The organism is Neisseria sp. P0021.S006 (assembly GCF_051956895.1).
Genome location: NZ_JBQCWZ010000003.1, coordinates 15,482 through 37,025, shown reverse-complemented (window position 1 = coordinate 37,025; position 21,544 = coordinate 15,482). Strand labels below are relative to the sequence as shown.

25 protein-coding genes are annotated in these 21,544 nt (G+C 50.1%); 14 read left to right on the top strand and 11 right to left on the bottom strand.

Translation table 11 applies throughout. From position 1 onward, the window contains the following. Window position 1 precedes the first annotated feature (1 nt). Genes ACTHUM_RS01310 through ACTHUM_RS01300 form a run of 3 tightly spaced genes read left to right on the top strand, consistent with a single transcriptional unit; the run spans window position 2 to window position 1,954 of the window. On the top strand, window positions 2–937 hold the full coding sequence (locus ACTHUM_RS01310) for a PilW family protein (protein ID WP_070695559.1): 936 nt from the start codon (window positions 2–4) through the stop codon (window positions 935–937). Continuing rightward, window positions 916–1,461, top strand: a complete 546-nt coding sequence (locus ACTHUM_RS01305; RefSeq protein ID WP_440361174.1) for a pilus assembly PilX family protein — start codon at window positions 916–918, stop codon at window positions 1,459–1,461. The genes ACTHUM_RS01310 and ACTHUM_RS01305 overlap by 22 nt, the downstream gene beginning before the upstream one ends. 4 nt (window positions 1,462–1,465) lie before the next feature. Further along, window positions 1,466–1,954 carry a PilX family type IV pilin gene (locus ACTHUM_RS01300; protein WP_070460866.1) on the top strand — a complete coding sequence of 163 codons (489 nt, stop codon included), beginning with the start codon at window positions 1,466–1,468 and terminating at the stop codon, window positions 1,952–1,954. 52 nt (window positions 1,955–2,006) lie between these two features. Here the strand turns inward: ACTHUM_RS01300 and ACTHUM_RS01295 are convergent, their stop codons facing one another. After that, complete coding sequence (locus ACTHUM_RS01295) at window positions 2,007–2,627, bottom strand: Smr/MutS family protein (protein ID WP_070460868.1); 621 nt, start codon at window positions 2,625–2,627, stop codon at window positions 2,007–2,009. A 136-nt stretch (window positions 2,628–2,763) separates the two neighbouring features. On the opposite strand from ACTHUM_RS01295, the gene ACTHUM_RS01290 reads away from it, so the two are divergent. The 7 genes from ACTHUM_RS01290 (at window position 2,764) to ACTHUM_RS01260 (ending at window position 9,688) form a co-directional block, all read left to right on the top strand. Next, complete coding sequence (locus tag ACTHUM_RS01290; protein ID WP_070695557.1) at window positions 2,764–3,141, top strand: hypothetical protein; 378 nt, start codon at window positions 2,764–2,766, stop codon at window positions 3,139–3,141. A 135-nt stretch (window positions 3,142–3,276) separates the two neighbouring features. Further along, entirely contained in the window at window positions 3,277–4,752 is a 1,476-nt protein-coding gene (gene trpE, locus ACTHUM_RS01285) for an anthranilate synthase component I (protein WP_070695555.1), read from the top strand. Between the two features lie 43 nt (window positions 4,753–4,795). Then, window positions 4,796–5,365: an RNA 2'-phosphotransferase gene (locus ACTHUM_RS01280; protein ID WP_070695553.1), complete on the top strand. Its 570-nt coding sequence runs from the start codon at window positions 4,796–4,798 to the stop codon at window positions 5,363–5,365. Window positions 5,366–5,448: 83 nt separating this feature from the next. Then, the gene (locus tag ACTHUM_RS01275; protein ID WP_070695551.1) at window positions 5,449–6,585 is read left to right on the top strand and encodes a 5-(carboxyamino)imidazole ribonucleotide synthase; all 1,137 of its coding nucleotides are present in this window, start codon (window positions 5,449–5,451) and stop codon (window positions 6,583–6,585) included. A gap of 72 nt (window positions 6,586–6,657) precedes the next feature. Beyond that, window positions 6,658–7,140 carry a GNAT family N-acetyltransferase gene (locus tag ACTHUM_RS01270; RefSeq protein ID WP_003747064.1) on the top strand — a complete coding sequence of 161 codons (483 nt, stop codon included), beginning with the start codon at window positions 6,658–6,660 and terminating at the stop codon, window positions 7,138–7,140. 36 nt (window positions 7,141–7,176) lie between these two features. Next, complete coding sequence (gene mutL / locus ACTHUM_RS01265) at window positions 7,177–9,153, top strand: DNA mismatch repair endonuclease MutL (protein ID WP_070695549.1); 1,977 nt, start codon at window positions 7,177–7,179, stop codon at window positions 9,151–9,153. Between the two features lie 88 nt (window positions 9,154–9,241). Beyond that, window positions 9,242–9,688 (top strand): hypothetical protein, encoded by a 447-nt coding sequence (locus ACTHUM_RS01260; RefSeq protein ID WP_004519812.1) that lies wholly within the window; start codon window positions 9,242–9,244, stop codon window positions 9,686–9,688. A gap of 69 nt (window positions 9,689–9,757) precedes the next feature. Here ACTHUM_RS01260 and kdsA read toward each other — a convergent pair whose 3' ends face one another. The 3 genes from kdsA to ACTHUM_RS01245 all read right to left on the bottom strand — a co-directional run bounded on the left by kdsA (window position 9,758) and on the right by ACTHUM_RS01245 (window position 12,678). After that, a complete protein-coding gene (kdsA, locus tag ACTHUM_RS01255) occupies window positions 9,758–10,600 on the bottom strand; it encodes a 3-deoxy-8-phosphooctulonate synthase (RefSeq protein ID WP_004519813.1) in 843 nt (280 codons plus the stop codon). 74 nt (window positions 10,601–10,674) lie between these two features. Further along, complete coding sequence (gene panD / locus ACTHUM_RS01250; RefSeq protein WP_003678944.1) at window positions 10,675–11,058, bottom strand: aspartate 1-decarboxylase; 384 nt, start codon at window positions 11,056–11,058, stop codon at window positions 10,675–10,677. Window positions 11,059–11,136: 78 nt separating this feature from the next. Further along, window positions 11,137–12,678: a YdgA family protein gene (locus ACTHUM_RS01245; RefSeq protein ID WP_440361175.1), complete on the bottom strand. Its 1,542-nt coding sequence runs from the start codon at window positions 12,676–12,678 to the stop codon at window positions 11,137–11,139. Window positions 12,679–12,853: 175 nt separating this feature from the next. On the opposite strand from ACTHUM_RS01245, the gene ACTHUM_RS01240 reads away from it, so the two are divergent. Both ACTHUM_RS01240 and trpD read left to right on the top strand, forming a co-directional pair. Beyond that, window positions 12,854–13,444, top strand: coding sequence for an aminodeoxychorismate/anthranilate synthase component II (locus tag ACTHUM_RS01240; RefSeq protein WP_188211616.1), 591 nt, complete (start codon window positions 12,854–12,856; stop codon window positions 13,442–13,444). A gap of 87 nt (window positions 13,445–13,531) precedes the next feature. Beyond that, window positions 13,532–14,560 (top strand): anthranilate phosphoribosyltransferase, encoded by a 1,029-nt coding sequence (gene trpD / locus ACTHUM_RS01235; protein WP_003747072.1) that lies wholly within the window; start codon window positions 13,532–13,534, stop codon window positions 14,558–14,560. 64 nt (window positions 14,561–14,624) lie between these two features. Here the strand turns inward: trpD and ACTHUM_RS01230 are convergent, their stop codons facing one another. The 6 genes from ACTHUM_RS01230 to ACTHUM_RS01205 form a co-directional block, all read right to left on the bottom strand. Next, complete coding sequence (locus tag ACTHUM_RS01230) at window positions 14,625–14,972, bottom strand: CsbD family protein (protein ID WP_036490595.1); 348 nt, start codon at window positions 14,970–14,972, stop codon at window positions 14,625–14,627. 119 nt (window positions 14,973–15,091) lie between these two features. Beyond that, entirely contained in the window at window positions 15,092–15,658 is a 567-nt protein-coding gene (locus ACTHUM_RS01225) for an SGNH/GDSL hydrolase family protein (RefSeq protein ID WP_070460885.1), read from the bottom strand. A 122-nt stretch (window positions 15,659–15,780) separates the two neighbouring features. Next, entirely contained in the window at window positions 15,781–16,038 is a 258-nt protein-coding gene (locus tag ACTHUM_RS01220) for a hypothetical protein (RefSeq protein ID WP_049333330.1), read from the bottom strand. A gap of 90 nt (window positions 16,039–16,128) precedes the next feature. Beyond that, complete coding sequence (locus ACTHUM_RS01215) at window positions 16,129–16,611, bottom strand: sel1 repeat family protein (protein ID WP_150540449.1); 483 nt, start codon at window positions 16,609–16,611, stop codon at window positions 16,129–16,131. 71 nt (window positions 16,612–16,682) lie between these two features. Continuing rightward, window positions 16,683–18,845, bottom strand: coding sequence for a heavy metal translocating P-type ATPase (locus ACTHUM_RS01210; RefSeq protein WP_440361176.1), 2,163 nt, complete (start codon window positions 18,843–18,845; stop codon window positions 16,683–16,685). Between the two features lie 99 nt (window positions 18,846–18,944). Beyond that, on the bottom strand, window positions 18,945–19,154 hold the full coding sequence (locus ACTHUM_RS01205) for a heavy-metal-associated domain-containing protein (RefSeq protein WP_003674677.1): 210 nt from the start codon (window positions 19,152–19,154) through the stop codon (window positions 18,945–18,947). A gap of 147 nt (window positions 19,155–19,301) precedes the next feature. Between ACTHUM_RS01205 and cueR the strand changes: the two genes are divergently transcribed. Further along, the gene (gene cueR, locus ACTHUM_RS01200) at window positions 19,302–19,694 is read left to right on the top strand and encodes a Cu(I)-responsive transcriptional regulator (protein WP_440361177.1); all 393 of its coding nucleotides are present in this window, start codon (window positions 19,302–19,304) and stop codon (window positions 19,692–19,694) included. Window positions 19,695–19,940: 246 nt separating this feature from the next. Here cueR and ACTHUM_RS01195 read toward each other — a convergent pair whose 3' ends face one another. Next, a complete protein-coding gene (locus ACTHUM_RS01195; protein ID WP_004519826.1) occupies window positions 19,941–20,150 on the bottom strand; it encodes a heavy-metal-associated domain-containing protein in 210 nt (69 codons plus the stop codon). Between the two features lie 150 nt (window positions 20,151–20,300). On the opposite strand from ACTHUM_RS01195, the gene ACTHUM_RS01190 reads away from it, so the two are divergent. Beyond that, the gene (locus ACTHUM_RS01190; RefSeq protein ID WP_440361178.1) at window positions 20,301–21,473 is read left to right on the top strand and encodes a sugar transporter; all 1,173 of its coding nucleotides are present in this window, start codon (window positions 20,301–20,303) and stop codon (window positions 21,471–21,473) included. Window positions 21,474–21,544: the final 71 nt, after the last annotated feature.

Below are 21,544 nucleotides of genomic sequence, written 5' to 3'. Positions count from 1 at the left end.
AATGAACAATAAACGCTTACTCAACCATATTCCCAATAAAACCGCGATGCGCGGTTTCAGCATCCTTGAATTTCTGGTTGCCAGTCTGCTCAGTATGATCGTCTTAATGGCTGTCAGCTCCACCTACTTCACTGCACGCGGATTAAACAAATCTGCCAACTCCCGCATCGGTATCCAGCAAGATTTGCGCAACACCGCCAATATGATCGTCCGCGATGCGCGTATGGCAGGCAATTTCGGTTGCTTCAATATGTCGAATTCTCCCGCCTCTGCAGTAATAGAAGACAAAAGCTCAGATGAATATGCCTTGAAAACAGCCGGTGTTAATAAGCTGTTACCTGTTAAAGAAATCAATAAATTAAGCTATACCGGCTTTGCTCAAACCGGCAAAGCCCTGCTGTTCCAATACGGTATCGACAAAGCAGACTCAACTGAAAAAACTGCCATTGCCAGCAGCTGCTACGGTATTGCCAAACCTCACACAGAAATTAAAGATTTGGCTGCGGCAAAATCGGCTTTAAAAATTACCAACTCTGATCAAGACGGCAGTATCGCCATCATGAAACATGAAATAATTGCCTACGCTGTCGGCAAACTTGGCGAAGAGAGCGGTTTGTTCCGTTTCCAATTATCAAATGATGGCTCATGGAGTAATCCGCAGCTGTTGATTAAAGGCATTACAACCATGGATATCCACTATATCTATGCAGAATGTCCTAATTCTGAAAATGCATCTGCCAGCGGAGTAAATACAGAATCATTTGATTACAAAAACGCATTGGATATCTCAGCTGAGGCTAAGTCTCCGGCTTCTATCCAAATCGTACTGAATAACGGCAGTATTGACCCATCAAAAGAACAAGACAATAAAGTCGATATCTATAATATTAATGCCACTATCCGCGGAGGAAACGTATGCGCCGACCGATCACTCTAATCAAACCTGACCGGCAGCAGGGCTATGCTTTGTTTATCGTTTTAATGATGATGGTCGTCATCGCCCTGCTCGTGGTCACAGCTACCCAGTCCTACAATACTGAACAGCGTATCAGCGCCAACGATGCCGACCGCAAACTGACAACCACTTTGGCCGAAGCGGCATTGCGTGAAGGTGAAAATCAAATTTTTGATATTGAAGGGAAAAAGACTACTTTTACCGCAAAATGTGAAAAAGGTTTATGTTCCACACCAAATGTCAAATCCAATGGCGATTTTACTGAAGAAGGTAGCCCAACCGTAGATGCTTGGAAGCGTAAATGCGACAAAAGCCTGTGTATTGACACCAATGGTACGGAATATCCTTTAGATAAAAAAAGCGGCATCGCAAACAATCCACGCTACATCATCGAATATTTAGGCAAAACTACCGAGGGTCGAATTACCTACCGCGTTACTGCCAAAGCATGGGGTAAGAATGCCAATACCCAAGTCGTCCTTCAGTCTTACGTTGCCAGCGAATAATAAAATGAATACTACCTCTACCCAACAACTAGGCTTTACGCTGGTTGAGATGATGATTGCCGTCGCCATCTTAGCCATTCTGAGCATCATTGCCATTCCCTCTTACAACCGCTACATTGAACGCGGCTACCAATCACAAGCGCATGCCGAGTTAGTTGCCATCAATTCTGCTTTTAAAACCCAGATGGTTAAAAATCCAAAGTGGAAAACTGATGAGATTAAAACCAAGTTGGATGACTTTATTTCCTCATATAAAGGCCATAAAGATTTGGCAGACAAATACCAATACTCTGCCGAAATGATTGATACCAATAAAAGCCGAGCCTATCGTTTGAAAGCCATTCCCACAAAAACTGGCTACACCCTTTCCGTTTGGATGGATAGTTTGGGCAATGCTTACAAATGCACTGATATGGATTCTGCCAAAGATTTCAAAACCACAATGACCAATGGAAAAGGTTGCGAATCGGTTTCCAAAAAGAAATCTTCTTAGTCTGACAACCATAAAAAAGCAGTGTCATTTTATCGACACTGCTTTTTATATTTTACTGTTTCCAATCATCGTCTCGGCGTTGGCGTTTCAACAAGATCCTGACTGCGCCATCATTGCCTTGTCGAGGCTCGACATAAGCCAATACATCAGGATGCTGCATCAACCAGCGACGCGTCATATTTTTCAAAACCGGTTTATAGCCTGCAGAACCCAAGCCGCTGCCGTGGACAATCTCGCCGCAAACACCGCGTTTTTTCGTAAACTCAATAAATTCGTTCAATACCTGCTGCGCTTCTTCCTGCGTATAGCCGTGCAAATCTACATCCGCCACCACGGGATAATGGCCGTTTCGCAAACGCATCAAATCATTTTTACCCTGCCCGTTTTTACTGAACGAAGCCGGCGGTTCTTCCCAGCCGCCGCTGCCTACATAAAAATAATCTTCCTGCTCCAAAGTCGCCATTTCTTTAGGTCGCGGCTTGATAGGTGATTTATCACGAGGCTGTTCATAATAGTTGCCGGCATTTTTCAACGGCGTAACCTTGCCAACCGCCTTGCTGAAATCTACATCCTCTACCAGCTTTTTAGCCTTCGCTTCGGCTTCCCGCTCCGCGGCTTCCTTTTTCACCTGTTTGCCCAAAGCCTTCAGCGTTTCTTGAAAGTTTGCCGTCATGGTTTGTCCTTTCCAAAAAATTGATTGCGCACATTATAGCAAACCCGATTACAAGACCGTCTGAAAGACTCTTATCATCGCTTCTTGTTTAGGGTATAGTATTAACGTATTGCCAGTCTTACAAAAGAGAGAAAATATGTTTAAACGCCCGGAAGAAATCATCGTCTTGGTACTTGCCCTATTATGGGTCGCACTCAGCTACTACTTCGCCGCCATCCTGATTTCAGATGCCTACACCATCCTCCTGATTACCGTATTGACCTTTATTTGGGCGATTGCATGCTTCCTCTTGTGGCAACGCAACCTAAGCCGTCATATTTGGCCGCTGTTCCTCGGCAGCCTGGTTGCCTGCTGGTGGCCGTACTTCACTTGGCTTGCAAGCGACGTTCCCGAAGGCACATGGTATTCAGGCTGGACATTCAAATCCATTATCTCCCTGATTCCCGTTGTAGCCGCTTATGTCTTCAAGTGGAAACGAAGCCGGAAAAACAAAATTTCCGATACCCTCGCCTGATACCTTACGCCGTCTTTTTCAGACGGCGTTTTCCATATCTGACATAGCGCTCAGACTGTCAACAATCCTAATAAAATGCTATACTCTTCACACGATTTAACACCCTAAAACAGGCCGTCTGAAAGACTTATCAAGATGATCAGCAAACAAGAATACCAAGCCCAAGCCGCACAAGGTTACAACCGCATTCCACTCGTTCAAGAGCTGCTTGCCGATTTGGATACACCGCTCTCAATCTATCTCAAACTTGCCAACAAGCCTTTCACCTACCTGCTCGAATCCGTTGTCGGTGGCGAACGCTTTGGCCGCTATTCCTTCATCGGCCTGCCTTGCAGCCACTATCTCAAAACCAGCGGCAAACATGTCGATGTATATCAAAACGGCGAAATCATCGAACAACATGACGGCAATCCCCTGCCCTTTATCGAAGCTTTCCACAACCGCTTCAAAACGCCCGAAATCCCAAGCCTGCCGCGCTTTACCGGCGGCCTGGTCGGCTACTTTGGTTATGAAACCATCTACAATTTCGAACATTTTGCGCACCGCCTGAAACATACGGCCAAAGCCGATCCACTCGGTACGCCCGACATCCTCCTGATGCTCTCGCAAGAGCTTGCCGTAGTGGATAACCTAAGCGGCAAAATCTACCTGATTGTTTATGCCGATCCGTCTCAAGCCAACGGCTACGAACGCGCACGCGAACGTCTTGAAGACATCCGTACCCAGTTACGCCAAAGTTGTGCCATCCCGCTTTCCCTCGGCAGCAAGCAGACGCAAGCAGTCAGCGAATTTGGAGAAGAACCTTTCAAAGCCTGCGTCAATAAAATCAAAGACTACATCTTTGCAGGCGACTGCATGCAGGTTGTCCCCAGCCAACGCATGAGCATGGAATTTACCGACAATCCGCTTGCCCTCTACCGCGCCCTGCGTACGCTGAACCCATCGCCGTATATGTTCTACTACGATTTCGGCGATTTCCATATTGTCGGCTCTTCGCCCGAAATCCTCGTCCGCCGCGAACGCGACGATGTCATCGTCCGTCCTATCGCCGGTACACGCCTGCGCGGCAAAACACCAGCCGAAGACCTCGCCAACGAGCAAGATCTGCTGAGCGATGCCAAAGAGATTGCCGAACACGTCATGTTGATTGACTTAGGACGCAACGACGTCGGCCGCATCAGTAAAACCGGCGAAGTCAAAGTTACCGACAAAATGGTGATTGAAAAATACTCCCATGTGATGCACATCGTCTCCAACGTCGAAGGCCGTCTGAAAGACGGTATGACCAACATGGACATCCTCGCCGCCACCTTCCCCGCAGGCACACTTTCCGGAGCCCCCAAAGTCCGCGCCATGGAAATCATCGAAGAAGTCGAGCCGAGCAAACGCGGCATCTACGGCGGCGCAGTCGGCGTATGGAGTTTCAACAACGACATGGACTTGGCCATTGCCATTCGTACTGCCGTGATTAAAAACAATACACTCTTCGTCCAAAGCGGCGCAGGCGTAGTTGCCGACTCAGACCCAACATCCGAATGGCAGGAAACCCAAAACAAAGCCCGTGCAATAATCCGTGCAGCGCAAATGGTGCAAGAAGGGCTGGATAAATAATTTTCAGACGGCCTGCGCTCTGAAATGACTAAACAACAAGATTATGATACTAAACGAAAAACAACTAAAATCCATCAGCAAATTCCTCAGCTTTATCTTGCGCCATCATCCCGAGCAAATCGGCATTACTTTGGATAAAGACGGCTGGGTGGATATTGATACCTTACTGACGCAGGTAAACCATCCCGAGCGCGGCTTTACGGGCAATCCGCTGACCTACGAAGTATTGTTGGAAGTGGTCGAAAACAACGATAAAAAACGATTTACGATTTCCGAAGACGGCAATCGCATCCGCGCTGCGCAAGGTCATTCGACGGCACAAGTTCAGGTCGAACACAAAGTGGCAACACCTCCTCAGATTTTGTATCACGGTACGGCTGAACGCTCTGTTCCGTCTATTTTGGAGCAAGGCCTGCATTCTGCCTCGCGCCATTTTGTTCATCTATCTGCCGATGCCGCAACAGCCGTTAAAGTCGGCTCCCGCCACGGCAAGCCGGTTGGATTGGCCATCGACACTGTCGCCATGCTTGCGGCAGGGCATCAATTTTATTTGGCGGACAACGGCGTATGGTTAACTGAAAACGTTCCGCCGCAATTTATCGGCAAACTTTAAAACACCAGGCCGTCTAAAGCCGTAAAACCATTTTCAGACGGCCTGCAAACACCCTACACAATTTCTTCATAAAGCGATTATCCATGAACACATCCCCCATCCTCCCTCCTGCTATGCTCGGCATTCTTGGCGGCGGACAATTAGGCAGAATGTTTACTGTTGCTGCCAAAACCATGGGCTACAAAGTAACCGTACTCGATCCCGACCCGAATGCGCCGGCAGCGGAATTTGCCGACCGCCATTTGTGTGCGCCGTTTGATGACCCGACCGCTTTGGAAGAATTGGCAAAATGCGCGGCTGTTACGACCGAGTTTGAAAACGTCAATGCCGACGCGATGCGTTTTCTCGCCAAACACACCAATGTTTCCCCTAGTGGCGACTGCGTTGCCATCGCGCAAAACCGCATTCAGGAAAAGGCATGGATACGCAAAGCAGGCCTGCAAACCGCGCCGTATCAAGCAGTTTGCAAAGCCGAAGACATCACTGAAGAAAGCGTGCAATTTTTGCCCGGCATCCTGAAAACTGCCACTTTGGGCTATGACGGCAAAGGCCAAATCCGCGTAAAAACATTGGATGAACTCAAAGCCGCATTTGCCGAACACGGCGGCGTGGATTGCGTTTTAGAAAAAATGGTGGACTTGCGCGGCGAGATTTCCGTTATCGTATGCCGTCTGAACAATGACAAAGTGCTAACTTTCGACCCTGCCGAAAATATTCACGAAAACGGTATCCTCGCCTACTCTATCGTCCCTGCACGACTGAGTGCCGACGTGCAGCAACAGGCGCGACAAATGGCGCAGCGTTTGGCCGATGAATTGAACTACGTCGGCGTATTGGCAGTAGAAATGTTTGTTGTCGGCGACACGCATGAATTGGTCGTCAACGAAATCGCCCCGCGTCCGCACAATTCCGGCCACCATACCATCGACGCCTGCGCGACAGACCAATTCCAGCAACAGGTCCGCCTGATGTGCAACCTGCCTCCGGCTGACACTAAATTACTGAGTTCTTGCTGTATGGCGAATATTTTGGGTGACGTTTGGAAGGAAGACGGCGGCGAACCCGAATGGCTGCCGCTGCAAAGCAACCCGAACGCACATCTGCATCTTTACGGTAAAAAAGCCGCGCGCAAAGGCCGAAAAATGGGCCACTTTACCGTCTTGGCCAACGATGCGGACAACGCGTTCCAAACTGCACAAACCTTACATCAAAGCCTGTAACCTTACCCACTTTTTTCAGACGGCCTTTGATTGCCAAAGGCCGTCTGAAATCAATTTTTCCGACCATCCGCCATGAGCCTTCTGACCATCCTCCGTCCGGCAACCGAAAAAGACTGCCAAGCCATACACAACGCCCATCTGCATGCCGTTCAATACGCCTGCATCCGCAGTTACGATGAAACCATTATGCACGCATGGGAAAGTCTGCTCGACATCAACAGCTATTTGGAAACCATCTCCGATAAAAACAAAGCATTGTGGGTGGTCGAATACAAAGGGCTGATTCAAGGCTTCTTCCAAGTCGATTTCAAAGAAGCGCAATTGGACGCCTTATACGTCCATCCGCTCTTCCACAATCTCGGCTTGGGTACGGCCCTGCTCAGCCGTGCCGAAGAAATGGCACGAAATGCAGGCCTCAGCTTTCTCAAACTGTATGCCTCGCTCAATTCCGTACCTTTTTATCGACTTAACCGCTACGAATCGCTCGGTACTGCCGTGTTGCAGCTGAACAAAACCGTCCGCGTCGAATGCGAATTGATGCGCAAATACCTGTAATTTTCTCTTCTGCCGTTGCTTTTTTGAAAGAAACCGATGTCCCGAATTGCCGCCCTGCCCGACCATCTCGTCAACCAAATCGCCGCCGGAGAAGTGGTCGAACGCCCTGCCAACGCCTTGAAAGAAATCGTTGAAAACAGTATCGATGCAGGCGCGACAGTGATTGATGTCGAGCTGGCAGGCGGCGGCATCCGCCTGATTCGCGTCAGCGACAACGGCAGCGGTATCCATCCGGACGACATCGAGCTTGCGCTCCACCGCCATGCCACCAGCAAAATCAAAACCTTAAACGATTTGGAACACGTTGCCAGCATGGGCTTTCGCGGCGAAGGCTTGGCAAGCATCGCCTCCGTCAGCCGCCTGACCCTGACCAGCCGCCAAGAAGACAGTTCGCACGCGACCCAAGTCAAAGCAGAAGACGGCAAACTCAGCAGCCCTACGGTAGCCGCCCACCCCGTCGGCACCACCATCGAAGCTGCCGAACTCTTCTTCAATACCCCCGCGCGGCGCAAGTTCCTCAAATCTGAAAACACCGAATACGCCCACTGCGCCACCATGCTCGAACGCCTCGCTCTGGCGCATCCGCACATTGCCTTCTCACTCAAACGCGACAGCAAACAAGTATTCAAACTTCCTGCACAAAGCCTGCATGAACGGATTGCCGCCATTGTCGGCGATGATTTTCAGACGGCCTCATTGGAAATTGACAGCGGCAATGGCGCGCTGCGGCTTTATGGCGCGATTGCCAAGCCGACCTTTGCCAAAGGCAAAACCGACAAACAATACTGCTTCGTCAACCATCGTTTTGTCCGCGACAAAGTCATGCTCCATGCCGTCAAGCAGGCATACCGCGACGTATTGCACAACGCGCTGACGCCTGCTTTCGTCCTCTTCCTCGACCTGCCGCCCGAAGCCGTGGATGTCAACGTCCACCCGACCAAAACAGAGATCCGCTTCCACGACAGCCAGCAGGTGCACCAACTCGTGTTCCACACGCTCAACAAAGCCCTTGCCGATACACGCGCCGACCTGACCGAAAGCGTCAGCAATGCAGGCGAAGTGTTGCATGACATTACCGGCGTTACTCCTGCACCAATGCCGTCTGAAAACAACAGCGAAAATCTGTTTGATAGCGCATCCAACTACCCAACAGGCAACAAACCCGATACACGCAATGCCTTTGGTCCATCAGGCAAAACCGCGCCCATGCCCTACCAAGCCTCGCGTGCGCCGCAACAACGCAGCCTGTCTCTGCGCGAAAGCCGCGCGGCCATGAATACTTACGCCGAGCTCTACAAAAAAACCGACGACATCGACCTTGAGTTGAGCCAATTCGAGCAGGCATGTTTCGGTAATATGCCGTCTGAAACGCCTACTCCCCAAACAGATACGCCGCTTTCAGACGGCCTTCCCTCCCAATCCGAACTGCCGCCACTAGGCTTCGCCATCGCCCAACTCTTAGGCATCTACATCCTTGCCCAAGCCGAAGACAGCCTGTTGCTCATCGATATGCACGCTGCCGCCGAACGCGTCAACTACGAGAAAATGAAACTCCAACGTCAGGAAAACGGCAACCTGCAAAGCCAACGCTTGCTCATCCCCGTTACCTTCGCCGCGTCCCACGAAGAATGCGCCTCCCTTGCCGATCACGCCGAAACGCTGGCAGGCTTTGGCCTGGAATTGTCCGACATGGGCGGCAATACCCTTGCCGTCCGCGCAGTTCCCGCCATGCTCGGCAAAGCCGACGTCGTTTCACTGGCCAAAGATGTATTGGGCGAACTCGCCCAAGTCGGCAGCAGCCAAACCATCGAGGAACACGAAAACCACATCCTCGCCACCATGTCCTGCCACGGCTCAGTCCGCGCCGGCCGCCAACTGACTTTGCCCGAAATGAACGCACTCCTGCGCGATATGGAAAACACACCGCGTAGCAACCAGTGCAATCACGGCCGTCCGACATGGGTCAAACTGACTTTAAAAGAATTGGATGCGTTGTTTTTACGCGGACAGTAATACAGTAATAAAGAGCAGTCAAAAGCTTTAAAGCTCCCTGAAAACATCAATATGTGTTTTTAGATAGCTTATTTGCAAAATCTCGTCTATGAATAAAACCCTATTTTTCATACTGATCACCTTATTGATACAACCTGTTTATGCAGAAAAAATAAGATATGACAAACCTGAATATTGGCAATTAATCCATTCTTATCCCGATAAAAGTAAATCGATCTACGGTAATACTCTTATCCGATCGCTTTCACCCCAAAGTTTATTGATGGAGATACGTCATAAGAAAGCTAAGCCACTGCCTAAAAATAACTCAATAAATAGTCAAAAGAATATGATAGGAAAGGACTATATTAAAGCTCGTTTTAAACTCCAAATTGACTGTGAAAATCAAAAAATGGCATATGAAGACTTTGCATTTTTTGACAGTAAGGATCAATTGAGTGCATATGGAGTCCTATCTTCCGAAGAACTGCAATGGTTTGAAATAAAAAACAATTTAATTGCTGAAAAACTCTATCGCTTTACTTGTGAGTTTTGAATAAATGCAATAAAAAATACAAAAGGCCGTCTGAAAAAATGTTCAGACGGCCTTTTAACTTATTTGCCTTTAACGAATATCCATAGGCGCAAACGATTTCACGGTTTCATCGATTGCTTTAACACGGGTCAGGAAATCTTCCAATTGCGCAAGCGGCAATGCGCTTGGGCCATCACATTTGGCTTGGTCGGGATTGGCATGGGATTCAAGGAACAAACCGGCCAAGTGGGTTGCCATACCGGCAAGCGCCAAGTCCAATACTTGGGTGCGACGGCCGCCTGATGCTGCGGCACCGGATTCGCGTGTTTGCAGGGAATGGGTTACGTCAAAAATAACGGGCAGGTTGTTACACGTTTTTTTCATCACGCCAAAGCCGAGCATATCGACCACCAAATTGTCGTAGCCGAAGTTTGCGCCGCGTTCGCACAAAATGATTTGATCGTTGCCTGCTTCTTGGAATTTCTCCACAATGTTTTTCATTTGAGAAGGGCTGAGGAATTGCGGCTTTTTGATGTTAATGACATTGCCGGTTTTCGCCATTGCCACCACCAAATCGGTTTGGCGTGCCAAGAAGGCAGGCAACTGGATGACATCGCAGACTTCGGCAACCGGCTGGCATTGGTAAGGCTCGTGAACATCGGTAATCACGGGAACGTTAAACTCGCGCTTCACCGCTTGAAAAATCTTCATGCCTTCGTCCAGACCTACACCGCGGAAAGAGTGGATGGAAGAGCGGTTTGCCTTGTCGAAAGAGGCTTTAAAAACGTAAGGGATGCCGAGTTTATCGGTTACTTTAACGTATTGCTCACAGGCTTTCAGCGTAGAGTCGAGGTCTTCAAGGACATTGATGCCGCCGAAAAGGGTAAAGGGCGCATCGTTGCTGACAGTGATGTTGTTGATTTGGATATTCACGGCGAAGCCTTTCAGATAAGTTGAATTTGGGAAACAGGCCGTCTGAAACGTTTCAGACGGCCTTTGTTTGAATATTACAACACGGTGTGCGGCGGCTCATAAGAAATCACGTCGCGGATTTTATTGTTCTCATCGACGAGGACGACTTTCGGCTCATGCGCTGCAATTTCGGGTTCGGACAACATGACGTAAGACATGATAATTACGATGTCGCCTTTTTGAACCAAACGCGCGGCCGCGCCATTCAAGCAAACGACGCCGCTACCGCGTTCGCCGGGAATGGTGTAGGTTTCAAGACGTTCGCCGTTGTTATTGTTGACGATGGCGACTTTTTCGTTCACGCAAATACCTGCCGCATCCAGCAGGTCTTGGTCAACGGTAATGCTGCCGACGTAGTTGAGGTCGGCTTCGGTAACGGTGGCACGGTGGATTTTGCCGCCGAGCATGGTACGGAACATGGGTTTCCTTTTTGATTGTGGGTTGATTTGCGGTTTTAACTTCAGAGAAGTTAAAACCGCTGTTTGTGTGATTGAGGATTAGTTATTGGGAAAGTCTGATTCGTCGAACTCAGGTTCCGGGTCGCTTTGAAGAACTTTTCCGTTTAATTTCAACTCGCTGTTTTGCAGAGTCAGATGGGTTTTGACATTATCGTCTTCTAAGGTCAAATATTTTTCTCTTGCCATACTTTTGATGGTGCTGTCTACCATCAGGCGCAAGGTCTCGTTGATATCATCGATGCTGGCGCGGCCTGCGGCTTCATCTTCGGCATTGACGCTAAACAGGCTGCTTGCTTGGTTGACGGCGAGCTGCTCCAACAATTTTTGCGGTACGCTCATGTTGAAGTCGGCTTCGGTTTTCTTCAGCATATCGCCCAAATTGTTGAGGTCTTTAGCTGCCAAACCTTTAAACGCGAGTTTGCCGCTGACATCGACATCACCATGAGGCATGGTGAATTTGAAGGTTTTGACGTTTAAAACTGGATTGTTGGTAAACAGGCCCGAAGCCTCGTTTTTGGCCGTCTGAATCAAGGAAGCCTGAATTTCTTCTTCGCTCATTTTCTTCACGGACACTTCGGCAATTTTGTTTTTCAATGCCAAAAGTGATGCCGCATCCAAATGCTCGGCAGCGACATTGATGTCCAGAGGGCCGTATTTGTCTTCGCCATAAGTCAGACTTTCAAATTGGAAGCGGCCTTCACTGTTGATGAATTTATCGACTTCGCCGGTCTGCGTATCGAAACGCAGTTTGCTGACTTCGATTTTAGACGGAGCAATCGTGCCGGTCGGATTGATGAATGCACCGATTTGCAGGTTGGTCACAAGGTTGACCAACTCATTCAACTTAACGTTGTAATCGATGTTTTCTTTCCATTGCAGCAGGAATTTATCCAGCGTAATGCTGCTCTTGCCCAAAGCAAGCTTGGTCAGGCCGTCTTCCGTTTCGGATTGGAAGCGCAGGTTTTCCAAAGATACATCGCCTTTGTCGGCCAATTTGACTTGTAAAGACGGCGCGAGGTAATCGTGGCGATAGCTTTTGAAGCCTTGGCTGTAATCGGTATTGCCGCCAAAGCCTTTCCAGTTGAGCTTGATACCGGAGAGCTCTTCATAGTCGAAGGCGGGGATATTGAGGCTGAGTTTGCCGTCGCCGGAAAGATAAACCGTATTGGTCATGGTCAACGGCGTTTGCTGGCCGAAGAAGCGATCCAAAACTTTTTTGGTTTCCGGATGGTATTGGAACTCGGTTTCCACGTGCGCACGCGTACCGAAGCCGCCGGCAAACGGGCCGTGGGTCACGTGGTTGATGACCGTAATCGGCTCTTGCAGGACGGTTTTCAAATTGTCCGGCAGATATTTTTGCGTATTTTGAAGCAGGGTCGGCTTGAGGCGGATGACGGTCGTCTCGGTTGAACTGAACCAGCCGCGATCGTATTGGTGGGACTCAACGGTCAGGAAACCGGATTCCTGCAACAGCTTTTGCTGCTCGGTCAGGCTTTCTTCCGCTTTGACACCAAGATAATAAGGCGTGCCGAGCGCAGCGGCGACAACAACGGCGGCAGTCGGGATAAGATACTTTTTCATCACTTCAAACAGATTAGGTTCAAAGCGTAAAGCATAGCATTTTTTAGCTGTTTTGTCTTATCCGCCGTTTCAGACGGCCTTTAGGTAAAGATTGTGATATTATGCAAACATAAACGGTTTTTACACTTTTGGCAGGCCTTACCCTGTCTGCCAAGATGTCATTAAAGGTTTGCAAATGCTTTTATTTATCGACAATTACGACAGCTTCACCTACAACATCGTCCAATACTTTGCCGAATTGGGGCAGGAAGTTTTGGTTCGCTGCAACGATGAAATCACCATCGAAGAAATCGAAGCCGTGAAACCTCAATATCTGGTCATCGGCCCCGGCCCTTGTTCCCCGAAAGAAGCAGGCATTTCTGTTGCGGCCATGCAGCACTTTGCCGGCAGGCTGCCCGTCATGGGCGTGTGCCTCGGCCATCAAACCATGGGCGAAGCGTTCGGCGGCAATGTCGTGCGCGCGCAAACAATGATGCACGGCAAAGTCTCCCCTGTTTTCCATCACGGCACAGGCATGTTTAAAGACCTGCCCAATCCGGTCAACTGCACGCGCTACCACAGCCTCGCCATCGACCGCGCCACCCTGCCCGACTGCCTCGAAATTACCGCATGGACGGAAGACGGCGAAATCATGGGCGTACGCCATAAAGAATATGCCGTCGAAGGCGTACAGTTCCACCCCGAAGCCCTGCTGACCGAACACGGCCACGATATGCTGAAAAACTTCTTGGAAGAATTCAAAAACTATCGCCCGCAAAAATCTTAATGAAAGGCCGTCTGAAAGGTGTTTGACAGTGTTCAAACCGCATTTTCAGACGGCCTGAATCACACCGGACACGAACAAAGGAAAATCATGATTACCCCTCAACAAGCGATTGAACGCCTCATCAGCAACAACGAACTTTTCTACGATGAAATGACCGACCTCATGCGCCAAATCATGAGCGGCCAAGTTCCGCCCGAGCAAATCGCCGCTATCCTGACCGGCCTGCGGATTAAAGTTGAAACCGTTTCCGAGATTACCGCTGCAGCCAGCGTGATGCGCGAATTTGCCACCAAAGTGCCGCTAGAAAACGCCGATGACTTGGTCGATATTGTCGGCACAGGCGGCGACGGTGCCAAAACCTTCAATATTTCCACGACTTCCATGTTTGTCGCGGCTGCGGCAGGCGCGAAAGTCGCCAAACACGGCGGCCGCTCCGTTTCTTCATCCAGCGGCGCTGCCGATGTCATGGAACAAATGGGCGCCAACCTCAACCTCAACCCCGAACAGGTTGCCCAAAGCATTCAGCAAACCGGCATCGGCTTTATGTTCGCGCCCAACCACCACAGCGCTATGCGCTATGTTGCCCCAGTCCGCCGTTCGCTCGGCTTCCGCAGCATCTTCAATATCTTGGGCCCGCTGACCAATCCTGCCGGCGCGGCAAACCAACTCTTGGGCGTGTTCCACATCGACTTGTGCGGCATTCTTTCCCGCGTATTGCAACAGCTTGGTTCCAAGCATGTTTTGGTTGTGTGCGGCGAAGGCGGTTTGGATGAAATCACGCTGACCGGCAAAACCCGCGTTGCCGAACTGAAAGACGGCAAAATCACCGAATACGATATCAGCCCGGCCGATTTCGGCATGGAAATCCGCCGCAATTTGGACGAAATCAAAGTCGAAAACGCGCAAGAATCCCTGCAAAAAATGAACGAAGTGCTGGATGGCAAAGTCGGTGCCGCACGCGACATCGTCGTCCTCAATGCAGCCGCCGCGCTCTACGCAGGAAATGTGGTCGCATCGCTGGCGGACGGTGTCAAAGCCGCGCAAGAAGCCATCGACTCCGGCAAAGCCAAAGCCAAAAAAGACGAGTTTATCGAATTTGGCAAACAGTTTGCCTAAACTTTAAAACCATAAACAAAGGCCGTCTGAAAAATCTTTCAGACGGCCTTTTATTCTTTAAATATTAAAATTTGCTTTTAATATCATTAATCAAGCCTTCAGCTTTTTCTTTGGCTTCTTCAGCCAAGTGTGCTACTTTCTCTTTGGCTTCACCGGCTAAATGAGCTGCTTTTTCTTTAGCTTCACCTGCAAAGTTTTCTACTTTTTCTTTAGCCTCGCCTGCGAAGTGCGCCGCTTTTTCTTTGGCTTCACCTGCAAAGTTTTCTGCTTTTTCTTTAGCATCCGCAGCAACTTCTTTTGTCTTACCGACGCCTTGTTGAACTACGCCTTCAGCTTTGAGTTTGGAATCGTCAAGAACTTCGCCGGCTTTCTCTTTTACTTCACCGCTGATTTGATCTAATTTGCCAGTCATCATTTATTCCTTCTTAGTTTCATGTTGATAAGAGTAATCACTATACCCCAATAGATATTGGGTTGCAACTTAAAGTCTGTCTCAATATTAAAAACATAATAAAAATGGATTACGTCAAGTTAGCACAACTGTTTCAATATCGCTTCGGCTACTGCCTCGCCTATCATCTTGCTGCCGAACTCATTGAAATGAAGTCCATCGCACAGCATCACATCGGTCAAATCCTGCTCAAACATCAGACTGTATAAATCATTGACGGTAAAACCATATTGCCTTGCCAAATCCTCCGCCACACGGTTATAGGCCTTCAAGTCGGCCAGATAGCGGCGCGAGGGTTTGACGATATTGTGTACGCTTTCCAAAAACGGCGTACTGCTCGCCCAAATAATTTTTGCCCCTGTCTGTTTCAGATAATCGAAAATTTGAATCAGGTTGCTGCGATAGGTTTTTATATCGGCCACCGGCTCATTACAGCCTTGATTATGGCGGATGTCGTGCAAACCGCAATTGATGTGGATAATGTCTCCCACAGTCGCACCCTCTGTCCATTGCCTGATATGCTCTAACACATCATGCGACGAACGGCAGTTTTCCGATGGAGAAACAATATCCACCTCAGGCAAAGCGGCGCGCGTGTAAGGCTCCGAAGCAAGCCGAACGGAGTCGCCGATTAAGTAAACGGTCATTTTTGTTCTCCTCCCTTTATTTGAATCAACAGCAAGGCCGTCTGAAATATCACTTATATTATTATAAGAGTGCTATTTCAGACGGCCTTAACTTCAGTCAAGTTCTATCGTTAAATCATCAATTAGAGCTGACTGTTTTTATAAAAATCAATTAATTGCTTGGCCTGCAACATGGGCAGCCCAAAACGGTCGCTCACGGCTTTCAAATCCTTCCATTCCTGACCAGTCAGATTCTGCCCAACCCATTTGAGGTTTTCCGGATTGCTTTTGATTTTCTCAAAATACGCCTGCTTGCGTTTCCAGTTGCGCGACCACACCAGCAACATGGTAAAAATACATAAAACAATCAATACAATATTGGTAAACAACATCATGTCCATACAACATACTCCCGCTTGGGCCTCAAAATCAGAAAATATGGATTAAAGGCCGTCTGAAAAAACAGTCTTCAAACGGCCTCGGCGTGACGCTCAACGTTGCATTTCCATCATTAACGCCTGACAAGCAGCTTCGTTTTCCAAAGCACAAGATTCGCTCAGTTGGTTTAAACGGCTGTCGCGGTCTGATGTAGTGCCTTGCGCCATCTCCGTTTTAGTTTCTTCAAGATTGGTACAGGCATTTTCATAACCGCCTTTACAAGCCCGTTCGTAGAGCTTGACCGCTGCGGCATAATCCATGCCCAAACCGCTGGACGGATTAAGATACAGATTACCCAAAACATTGCAGCCGCGCATATTACCGCCATCGCAGGCTTTTTTCAGAAACGGATACGCATGAGCAGGCGCTTCAAGATAATCGCGCATCCAAATGGCCGCAGTGACGCAACTCTCCAGATTGTTCCGATTGCATTCCCGTATCAGCTTATCGTGCTGCTTCTCGCTGTAATCCTCAGCCTGCACGCTAAATGCAGTGGCAACCAATGCTAAACCAAACAATAAACGAAGTGTTTTCATCTGATTATTTCTCCAAAAATATTTGATGACAGGCCGTCTGAAAAAACAATCTTCAGACGGCCTTTATATTATCACTCAATGTTCACCCGTTTCAGGCGCAAGGCATTGCTCAACACGGAAACCGAGCTTGCCGCCATTGCCGCGCCTGCGATAACGGGGTTTAAAAAGCCGAGCGCGGCGAGCGGAATGCCCAAAATATTGTAGAAGAAGGCGAAAAACAGGTTTTGCTTGATGTTTTTCAAAGTTGCCTGCGACACCAGCAGGGCATCGGCGAGCTGGTTGACCGAATGCTGCATCAGTGTGGCGGATGCGGTGTGTTCGGCAACGTCCGCACCGCCTTTCATGGCGAAGCTGACGTTGGCGGCGGCGAGCGCGGGTGCGTCGTTGATGCCGTCGCCGACCATCGCCACGGTTTTGCCGGCGGCTTTGAGTTTCTGCACTTCGGCGGCTTTATCGCGCGGACTCATATTACCAAAGGCGTGTGCGATGCCCAGTTGTTTGGCGACATATTCGACCGTGCCTTGGTTGTCGCCGCTCATAATATAGACATCGATATTGTGTTTTTTCAGACGGCCTATGGCTTCGGCGGTATCGGCTTTCAACGCGTCTGCAAGTGCGAATGCGCCGATGGGTTTGTTATCGACCGAGACTGCAACAATGCTTGCAATGTCCCAAACGCCGTCTGAAAACTTCGGCAAGGTCAGTTCGGCAAATTCTGCTTTGCCTGCTTTCACCAAACCCACGCCTTCCACTTCGGCGGTAATGCCTGCGCCAACAACGGTTTGGGCGTTTTGTGCTGCGGGGATTTCCAAACCGCGCGCTTGGGCGGCGGAAACGATGGCTCGGGCGAGCGGATGAGCGGCGTTTTGTTCGACGGTGGCGGCGATTCGGTACAAAGCATCTTCGTCAAAGCCGCTGTCGGGAACGCAATAAACGGCGGCAACCTGCGGCCTGCCTTCGGTCAGCGTGCCGGTTTTGTCCAACACGACAGCATCGACGTGAGCAGCTTCTTCCATCGCCGCCGCGTCTTTGAACCAAATACCGTGTTTCACCGCCTTGCCCATGCCGACCATAATCGCGGCGGGCGTCGCCAGACCGAGCGCGCACGGGCAGGCAATCACCAAAACGGCAACGGCGTGCATCAGCGCCACCGTCCAATCGCCTTTCACCAGCCAAGTGGCGATAAAAGTCAGAAGCGCGATGCCCACGACGGCAGGCACGAACACCGCCGCCGCCTTGTCTGCCACGCGTGCAATCGGTGCCTTGCTGCCTTGCGCTTCGGACAGCGCGTTCATCATGTCGCCGAGCAGGGTTTGGCTGCCGAGCTGCGTAGCGCGGTATACCACGCTGCCTTCGGTCATCAGCGCACCTGCCAACACTTTGCCGCCCACCTTTTTCTCTTCGGGGTTGGATTCGCCGGTAAGATGGCTCTCGTCCGCCCAACCGCTGCCGCTCTCGATGATGCCGTCGGCGGCAATGCGTTCGCCGTGGTTGGCGCGGATAAGGTCGCCGATTTGCACTTGGTCGATGGGCAGTTGTTTCCATTCGCCATCGCGTTGCACGTTGACTTGGGTCGGCGTGAGTTTGAGCAGCAAGCCCAAGCTGTTGAGGCTAGATTTTTTGGTGCGGTGTTCCAAAAATTTGCCCAGCGACACAAAACCGATCACCATCACGCCTACTTCAAAATACACGTGTGCCATGCCGTGCGCCGCGTGCGGGCTGAAAAACAGCATATAAACGGAATACAGGTAAATCGATACCGTGCCGATGGTAACCAGCACGTCCATATTCGCCAACCCGCCCTTAATGCTTGCCCACGCGCTTTTGTAAAACGGCACCGCCAGCCAAAGCTGCACCACGCTTGCCAGCACAAATTGCCATACAGGCGGAATCATCCAATCGTGCCGCCCGATCATCATCCCTGCCATGCCGATAAGGAACGGAATATTGATGGCCAACAAAAGCCACAGCCTCCAGCTTACATGCGCTGCTTCTTCGGGCTGCGGCAGCGCGTCTTCCGTTTTTTCCTTTGCGCCGTAACCGGTTTTCTCAATGATTTTGGCGATGTCGGCTGCGGAGGTTTTGCTGTCGTCAAACGTAACCTGCGCTTCCTCGCTGGCAAAGTTCACCCCTGCCGATTCGACAAAATCTTTTTTGTTCAACACTTTTTCAATACGCGAAGCGCAGGCCTGACAGGTCATGCCTTCGATTTGAAAACGGACTTTTTGTTGCATGGTTTCTTCCTTCTGAATGTGGTTGGGCTACCTGAAAAAAGCGGAGCAGGGTTTTCAGGTAGCCTTTGGGGTGTTGCAGTCGATTTGTTGCGATTCGATTTACAAAGCCGCATCAAAGCCGCCGTCTTCCACCGCTTCTATCAGCGCGGCGGGGTTGGTTTGGGCGGGGTCGAATTCCACGACGGCATTCTTGTTTTCCAGGCTCACTTCGGCCTTGTCCACGCCGTTTACGCCTTCGAGGATGCTGGTAACGCTTTTCACGCAGCCGCCGCAGGTCATGCCTTCGATGTTTAATGTGATGGTTTGCATAGGGTTTCCTTTCTGTTGGAATGAGGCTGAGGTTTTAAAGCCCGTTGCAGCCAAAGCTTTCAGGTAACCTGAAATGATGGGTCTGCTCTTGCTTTCCCGCTAAGTGCCGCCACTATAAAGCTTTACCCGAAGTAAAGGTCAAGCATCATGATGAACATCAGCCAGGCCGCGGCCGAGAGCGGCCTTTCCGCCAAACAAATCCGCGACTACGAAAAGCACGGCCTAATCGCCCCGGCCGCGCGCAGCGAAGCGGGCTACCGCCGCTACGGACAGGCCGACCTTGTCCGGCTGTGCTTTATCCGCCATGCGCGGGAAGTGGGCTTTTCGCTGCCGCAGATCGGGCAGCTTTTGAGCCTGCAACACAACCCGCAGCGTACCAGCCGCGAAGTGAAAACGCTCACCGCGCGGCACATCGCCGAGCTGGAAGCCAAAATCGAACACTTGCAGGGCATGGTGGCCGAGCTGCAACGTTGGCACGATGCCTGCGCGGGAGACGACTGCCCGGATTGTGCGATTTTGGCCGGGCTGGAGGAGCGTTAGGCGGCTTGGGCAGAATAGAAACAGTCTACCTGAAAAGTTTCAGGTAGCCTTAGTCGGCCGCTAACGGTTTGGTACAGGCCTCGTTGTAATACGGCAGCCACTTGCCGCCGCTTTGCTTCAGATATGCGCGAAAACTTTTGTTTACCCGTGTGGCGGTGTAATCCAAATAATGGCAAAAAGTAAGTTATCAAGAGACAAAGGCCGTCTGAAGCGTTTCAGACGGCCTTTTCAAAATACGCTTATCGGTTACAAAGCCACATCGTAGCCGCCGTCTTCTACGGCATCAATCAGCGCGTCGGTATCTGTCTTGCTTTCATCAAAAGTAATCACTGCATTTTTGTTTTCCAAGCTGACTTCTGCTTTTTCCACGCCTTCTACGCCTTCCAAAAGACGGGTTACGCTTTTAACACAGCCGCCACAGGTCATGCCATCGATGTTGAGGGTAACAGTTTGCATTTGTATTTCCTTTCATTCACACAAATCAAATATGGTTGCCGAACACTTTACTCCTTACACAAACAGCTTGCAAATTCTTCATTAAGGCCGTCTGAAAAAATGCAGATAGGTGTACAATAACGCCTTTTGCTTCATCAAACGGACATAATAATGACTTCAACATTCAAACAATGGGTTAGTGTATGCGCGCTGGCGGTGGGAGCGTTTATTTTCAATACCACCGAATTCATTCCGATTGCGCTTTTGAGCGACATCGGTCAAAGCTTTGGCAAACCGGCAACGGAAGTGGGCATGATGATCACGGTGTATGCGTGGATTGTTGCGCTCCTATCGCTACCGCTGATGCTGATGACGAAAAACATCGAACGGCGCAAATTATTGCTGATGCTGTTTGCACTGTTCGCGCTGTTTCACGCGCTGTCGTTCTTTTCTTGGAACTTCACCATCCTCTTGGTCAGCCGTGTCGGGATTGCGCTGACACACGCGATCTTTTGGTCGATTACGGCTTCTTTGGCGGTACGGCTTGCCCCCGCCGGCAAAACCAATCAGGCTCTGGGCTTGCTCAGTACGGGTTCGGTTTTGGCGATGGTTTTGGGTATTCCGCTGGGGCGCGTGGTCGGGCAATACTTCGGCTGGCAGCTCAGCTTCCTGCTGATCGGGGTCTGCGCTGCCGGCGTAATGCTGGTGTTGGCCAAAAATCTGCCTGCTTTACCCAGCCAAAATACCGGCTCTTTAAGCAGCCTGCCGAGTTTGTTCAAACGCCGCAACCTGATGCTACTCTATGCAATGACGGTGTTGATTATTACAGCCCATTTCACGGCATACAGCTATATCGAGCCTTTTGTGTTGCAAGTTGGCGGATTTAAGGCAGAACAAGTTACCATCGTTTTGAGCCTGTACGGTTTGGCAGGATTTGCCGCATCTTATCTGTTCGGCAAATGGTTTGCCAAAGCGCAACGTTTGTTTATGCTCGGCGCAGTGGCGGTCATCCTGCTCTCCGCCCTGCTGCTTCTGCCGCTTGCCTCTTTCCCGTATGCGGTATATGCGCTGGTGTTTATTTGGGGCGTGGCCATCGTCATCGTCAGCTTGGGCATGGTCTCCAAAGTATTGACGTTTGCTTCCGATGCGACAGATGTAGCCAACTCGATTTATTCAGGTTTGTACAATGTCGGTATCGGCGGCGGTGCGCTTTTGGGGCATTACGTGACCACTTGGTTCGGTCTTTCCAATATCGGCATTGCAGGCGCGCTCTTAGCTGCGACAGGTTTTGCCGTTTGCGGTTTGTTGTTTAAGGAACAAGACAATCTGACGCAAAACGTTTAAATCCATATAAATCAGGATGGTATTACTGACCCGGCCGTAATTTTGGCAGTTTTACCGATTTGTCCTGATGC

Bases quoted from the DNA above. Each gene is read 5' to 3' on its own strand.
- trpD (WP_003747072.1), top strand. From the start codon at position 13,532: ATGATTACCCCTCAACAAGCGATTGAACGCCTCATCAGCAACAACGAA.
- ACTHUM_RS01295 (WP_070460868.1), bottom strand. From the start codon at position 2,627: ATGACGGCAAACTTTCAAGAAACGCTGAAGGCTTTGGGCAAACAGGTG.
- mutL (WP_070695549.1), top strand. From the start codon at position 7,177: ATGTCCCGAATTGCCGCCCTGCCCGACCATCTCGTCAACCAAATCGCC.
- panD (WP_003678944.1), bottom strand. From the start codon at position 11,058: ATGTTCCGTACCATGCTCGGCGGCAAAATCCACCGTGCCACCGTTACC.
- ACTHUM_RS01305 (WP_440361174.1), top strand. From the start codon at position 916: ATGCGCCGACCGATCACTCTAATCAAACCTGACCGGCAGCAGGGCTAT.
- ACTHUM_RS01270 (WP_003747064.1), top strand. From the start codon at position 6,658: ATGAGCCTTCTGACCATCCTCCGTCCGGCAACCGAAAAAGACTGCCAA.
- ACTHUM_RS01300 (WP_070460866.1), top strand. From the start codon at position 1,466: ATGAATACTACCTCTACCCAACAACTAGGCTTTACGCTGGTTGAGATG.
- ACTHUM_RS01310 (WP_070695559.1), top strand. From the start codon at position 2: ATGAACAATAAACGCTTACTCAACCATATTCCCAATAAAACCGCGATG.
- ACTHUM_RS01240 (WP_188211616.1), top strand. From the start codon at position 12,854: ATGCTTTTATTTATCGACAATTACGACAGCTTCACCTACAACATCGTC.
- ACTHUM_RS01280 (WP_070695553.1), top strand. From the start codon at position 4,796: ATGATACTAAACGAAAAACAACTAAAATCCATCAGCAAATTCCTCAGC.
- ACTHUM_RS01210 (WP_440361176.1), bottom strand. From the start codon at position 18,845: ATGCAACAAAAAGTCCGTTTTCAAATCGAAGGCATGACCTGTCAGGCC.
- ACTHUM_RS01290 (WP_070695557.1), top strand. From the start codon at position 2,764: ATGTTTAAACGCCCGGAAGAAATCATCGTCTTGGTACTTGCCCTATTA.
- ACTHUM_RS01275 (WP_070695551.1), top strand. From the start codon at position 5,449: ATGAACACATCCCCCATCCTCCCTCCTGCTATGCTCGGCATTCTTGGC.
- ACTHUM_RS01220 (WP_049333330.1), bottom strand. From the start codon at position 16,038: ATGGACATGATGTTGTTTACCAATATTGTATTGATTGTTTTATGTATT.
- ACTHUM_RS01260 (WP_004519812.1), top strand. From the start codon at position 9,242: ATGAATAAAACCCTATTTTTCATACTGATCACCTTATTGATACAACCT.
- ACTHUM_RS01225 (WP_070460885.1), bottom strand. From the start codon at position 15,658: ATGACCGTTTACTTAATCGGCGACTCCGTTCGGCTTGCTTCGGAGCCT.
- ACTHUM_RS01245 (WP_440361175.1), bottom strand. From the start codon at position 12,678: ATGAAAAAGTATCTTATCCCGACTGCCGCCGTTGTTGTCGCCGCTGCG.
- ACTHUM_RS01190 (WP_440361178.1), top strand. From the start codon at position 20,301: ATGACTTCAACATTCAAACAATGGGTTAGTGTATGCGCGCTGGCGGTG.
- cueR (WP_440361177.1), top strand. From the start codon at position 19,302: ATGATGAACATCAGCCAGGCCGCGGCCGAGAGCGGCCTTTCCGCCAAA.
- ACTHUM_RS01195 (WP_004519826.1), bottom strand. From the start codon at position 20,150: ATGCAAACTGTTACCCTCAACATCGATGGCATGACCTGTGGCGGCTGT.
- ACTHUM_RS01230 (WP_036490595.1), bottom strand. From the start codon at position 14,972: ATGACTGGCAAATTAGATCAAATCAGCGGTGAAGTAAAAGAGAAAGCC.
- ACTHUM_RS01215 (WP_150540449.1), bottom strand. From the start codon at position 16,611: ATGAAAACACTTCGTTTATTGTTTGGTTTAGCATTGGTTGCCACTGCA.
- trpE (WP_070695555.1), top strand. From the start codon at position 3,277: ATGATCAGCAAACAAGAATACCAAGCCCAAGCCGCACAAGGTTACAAC.
- ACTHUM_RS01205 (WP_003674677.1), bottom strand. From the start codon at position 19,154: ATGCAAACCATCACATTAAACATCGAAGGCATGACCTGCGGCGGCTGC.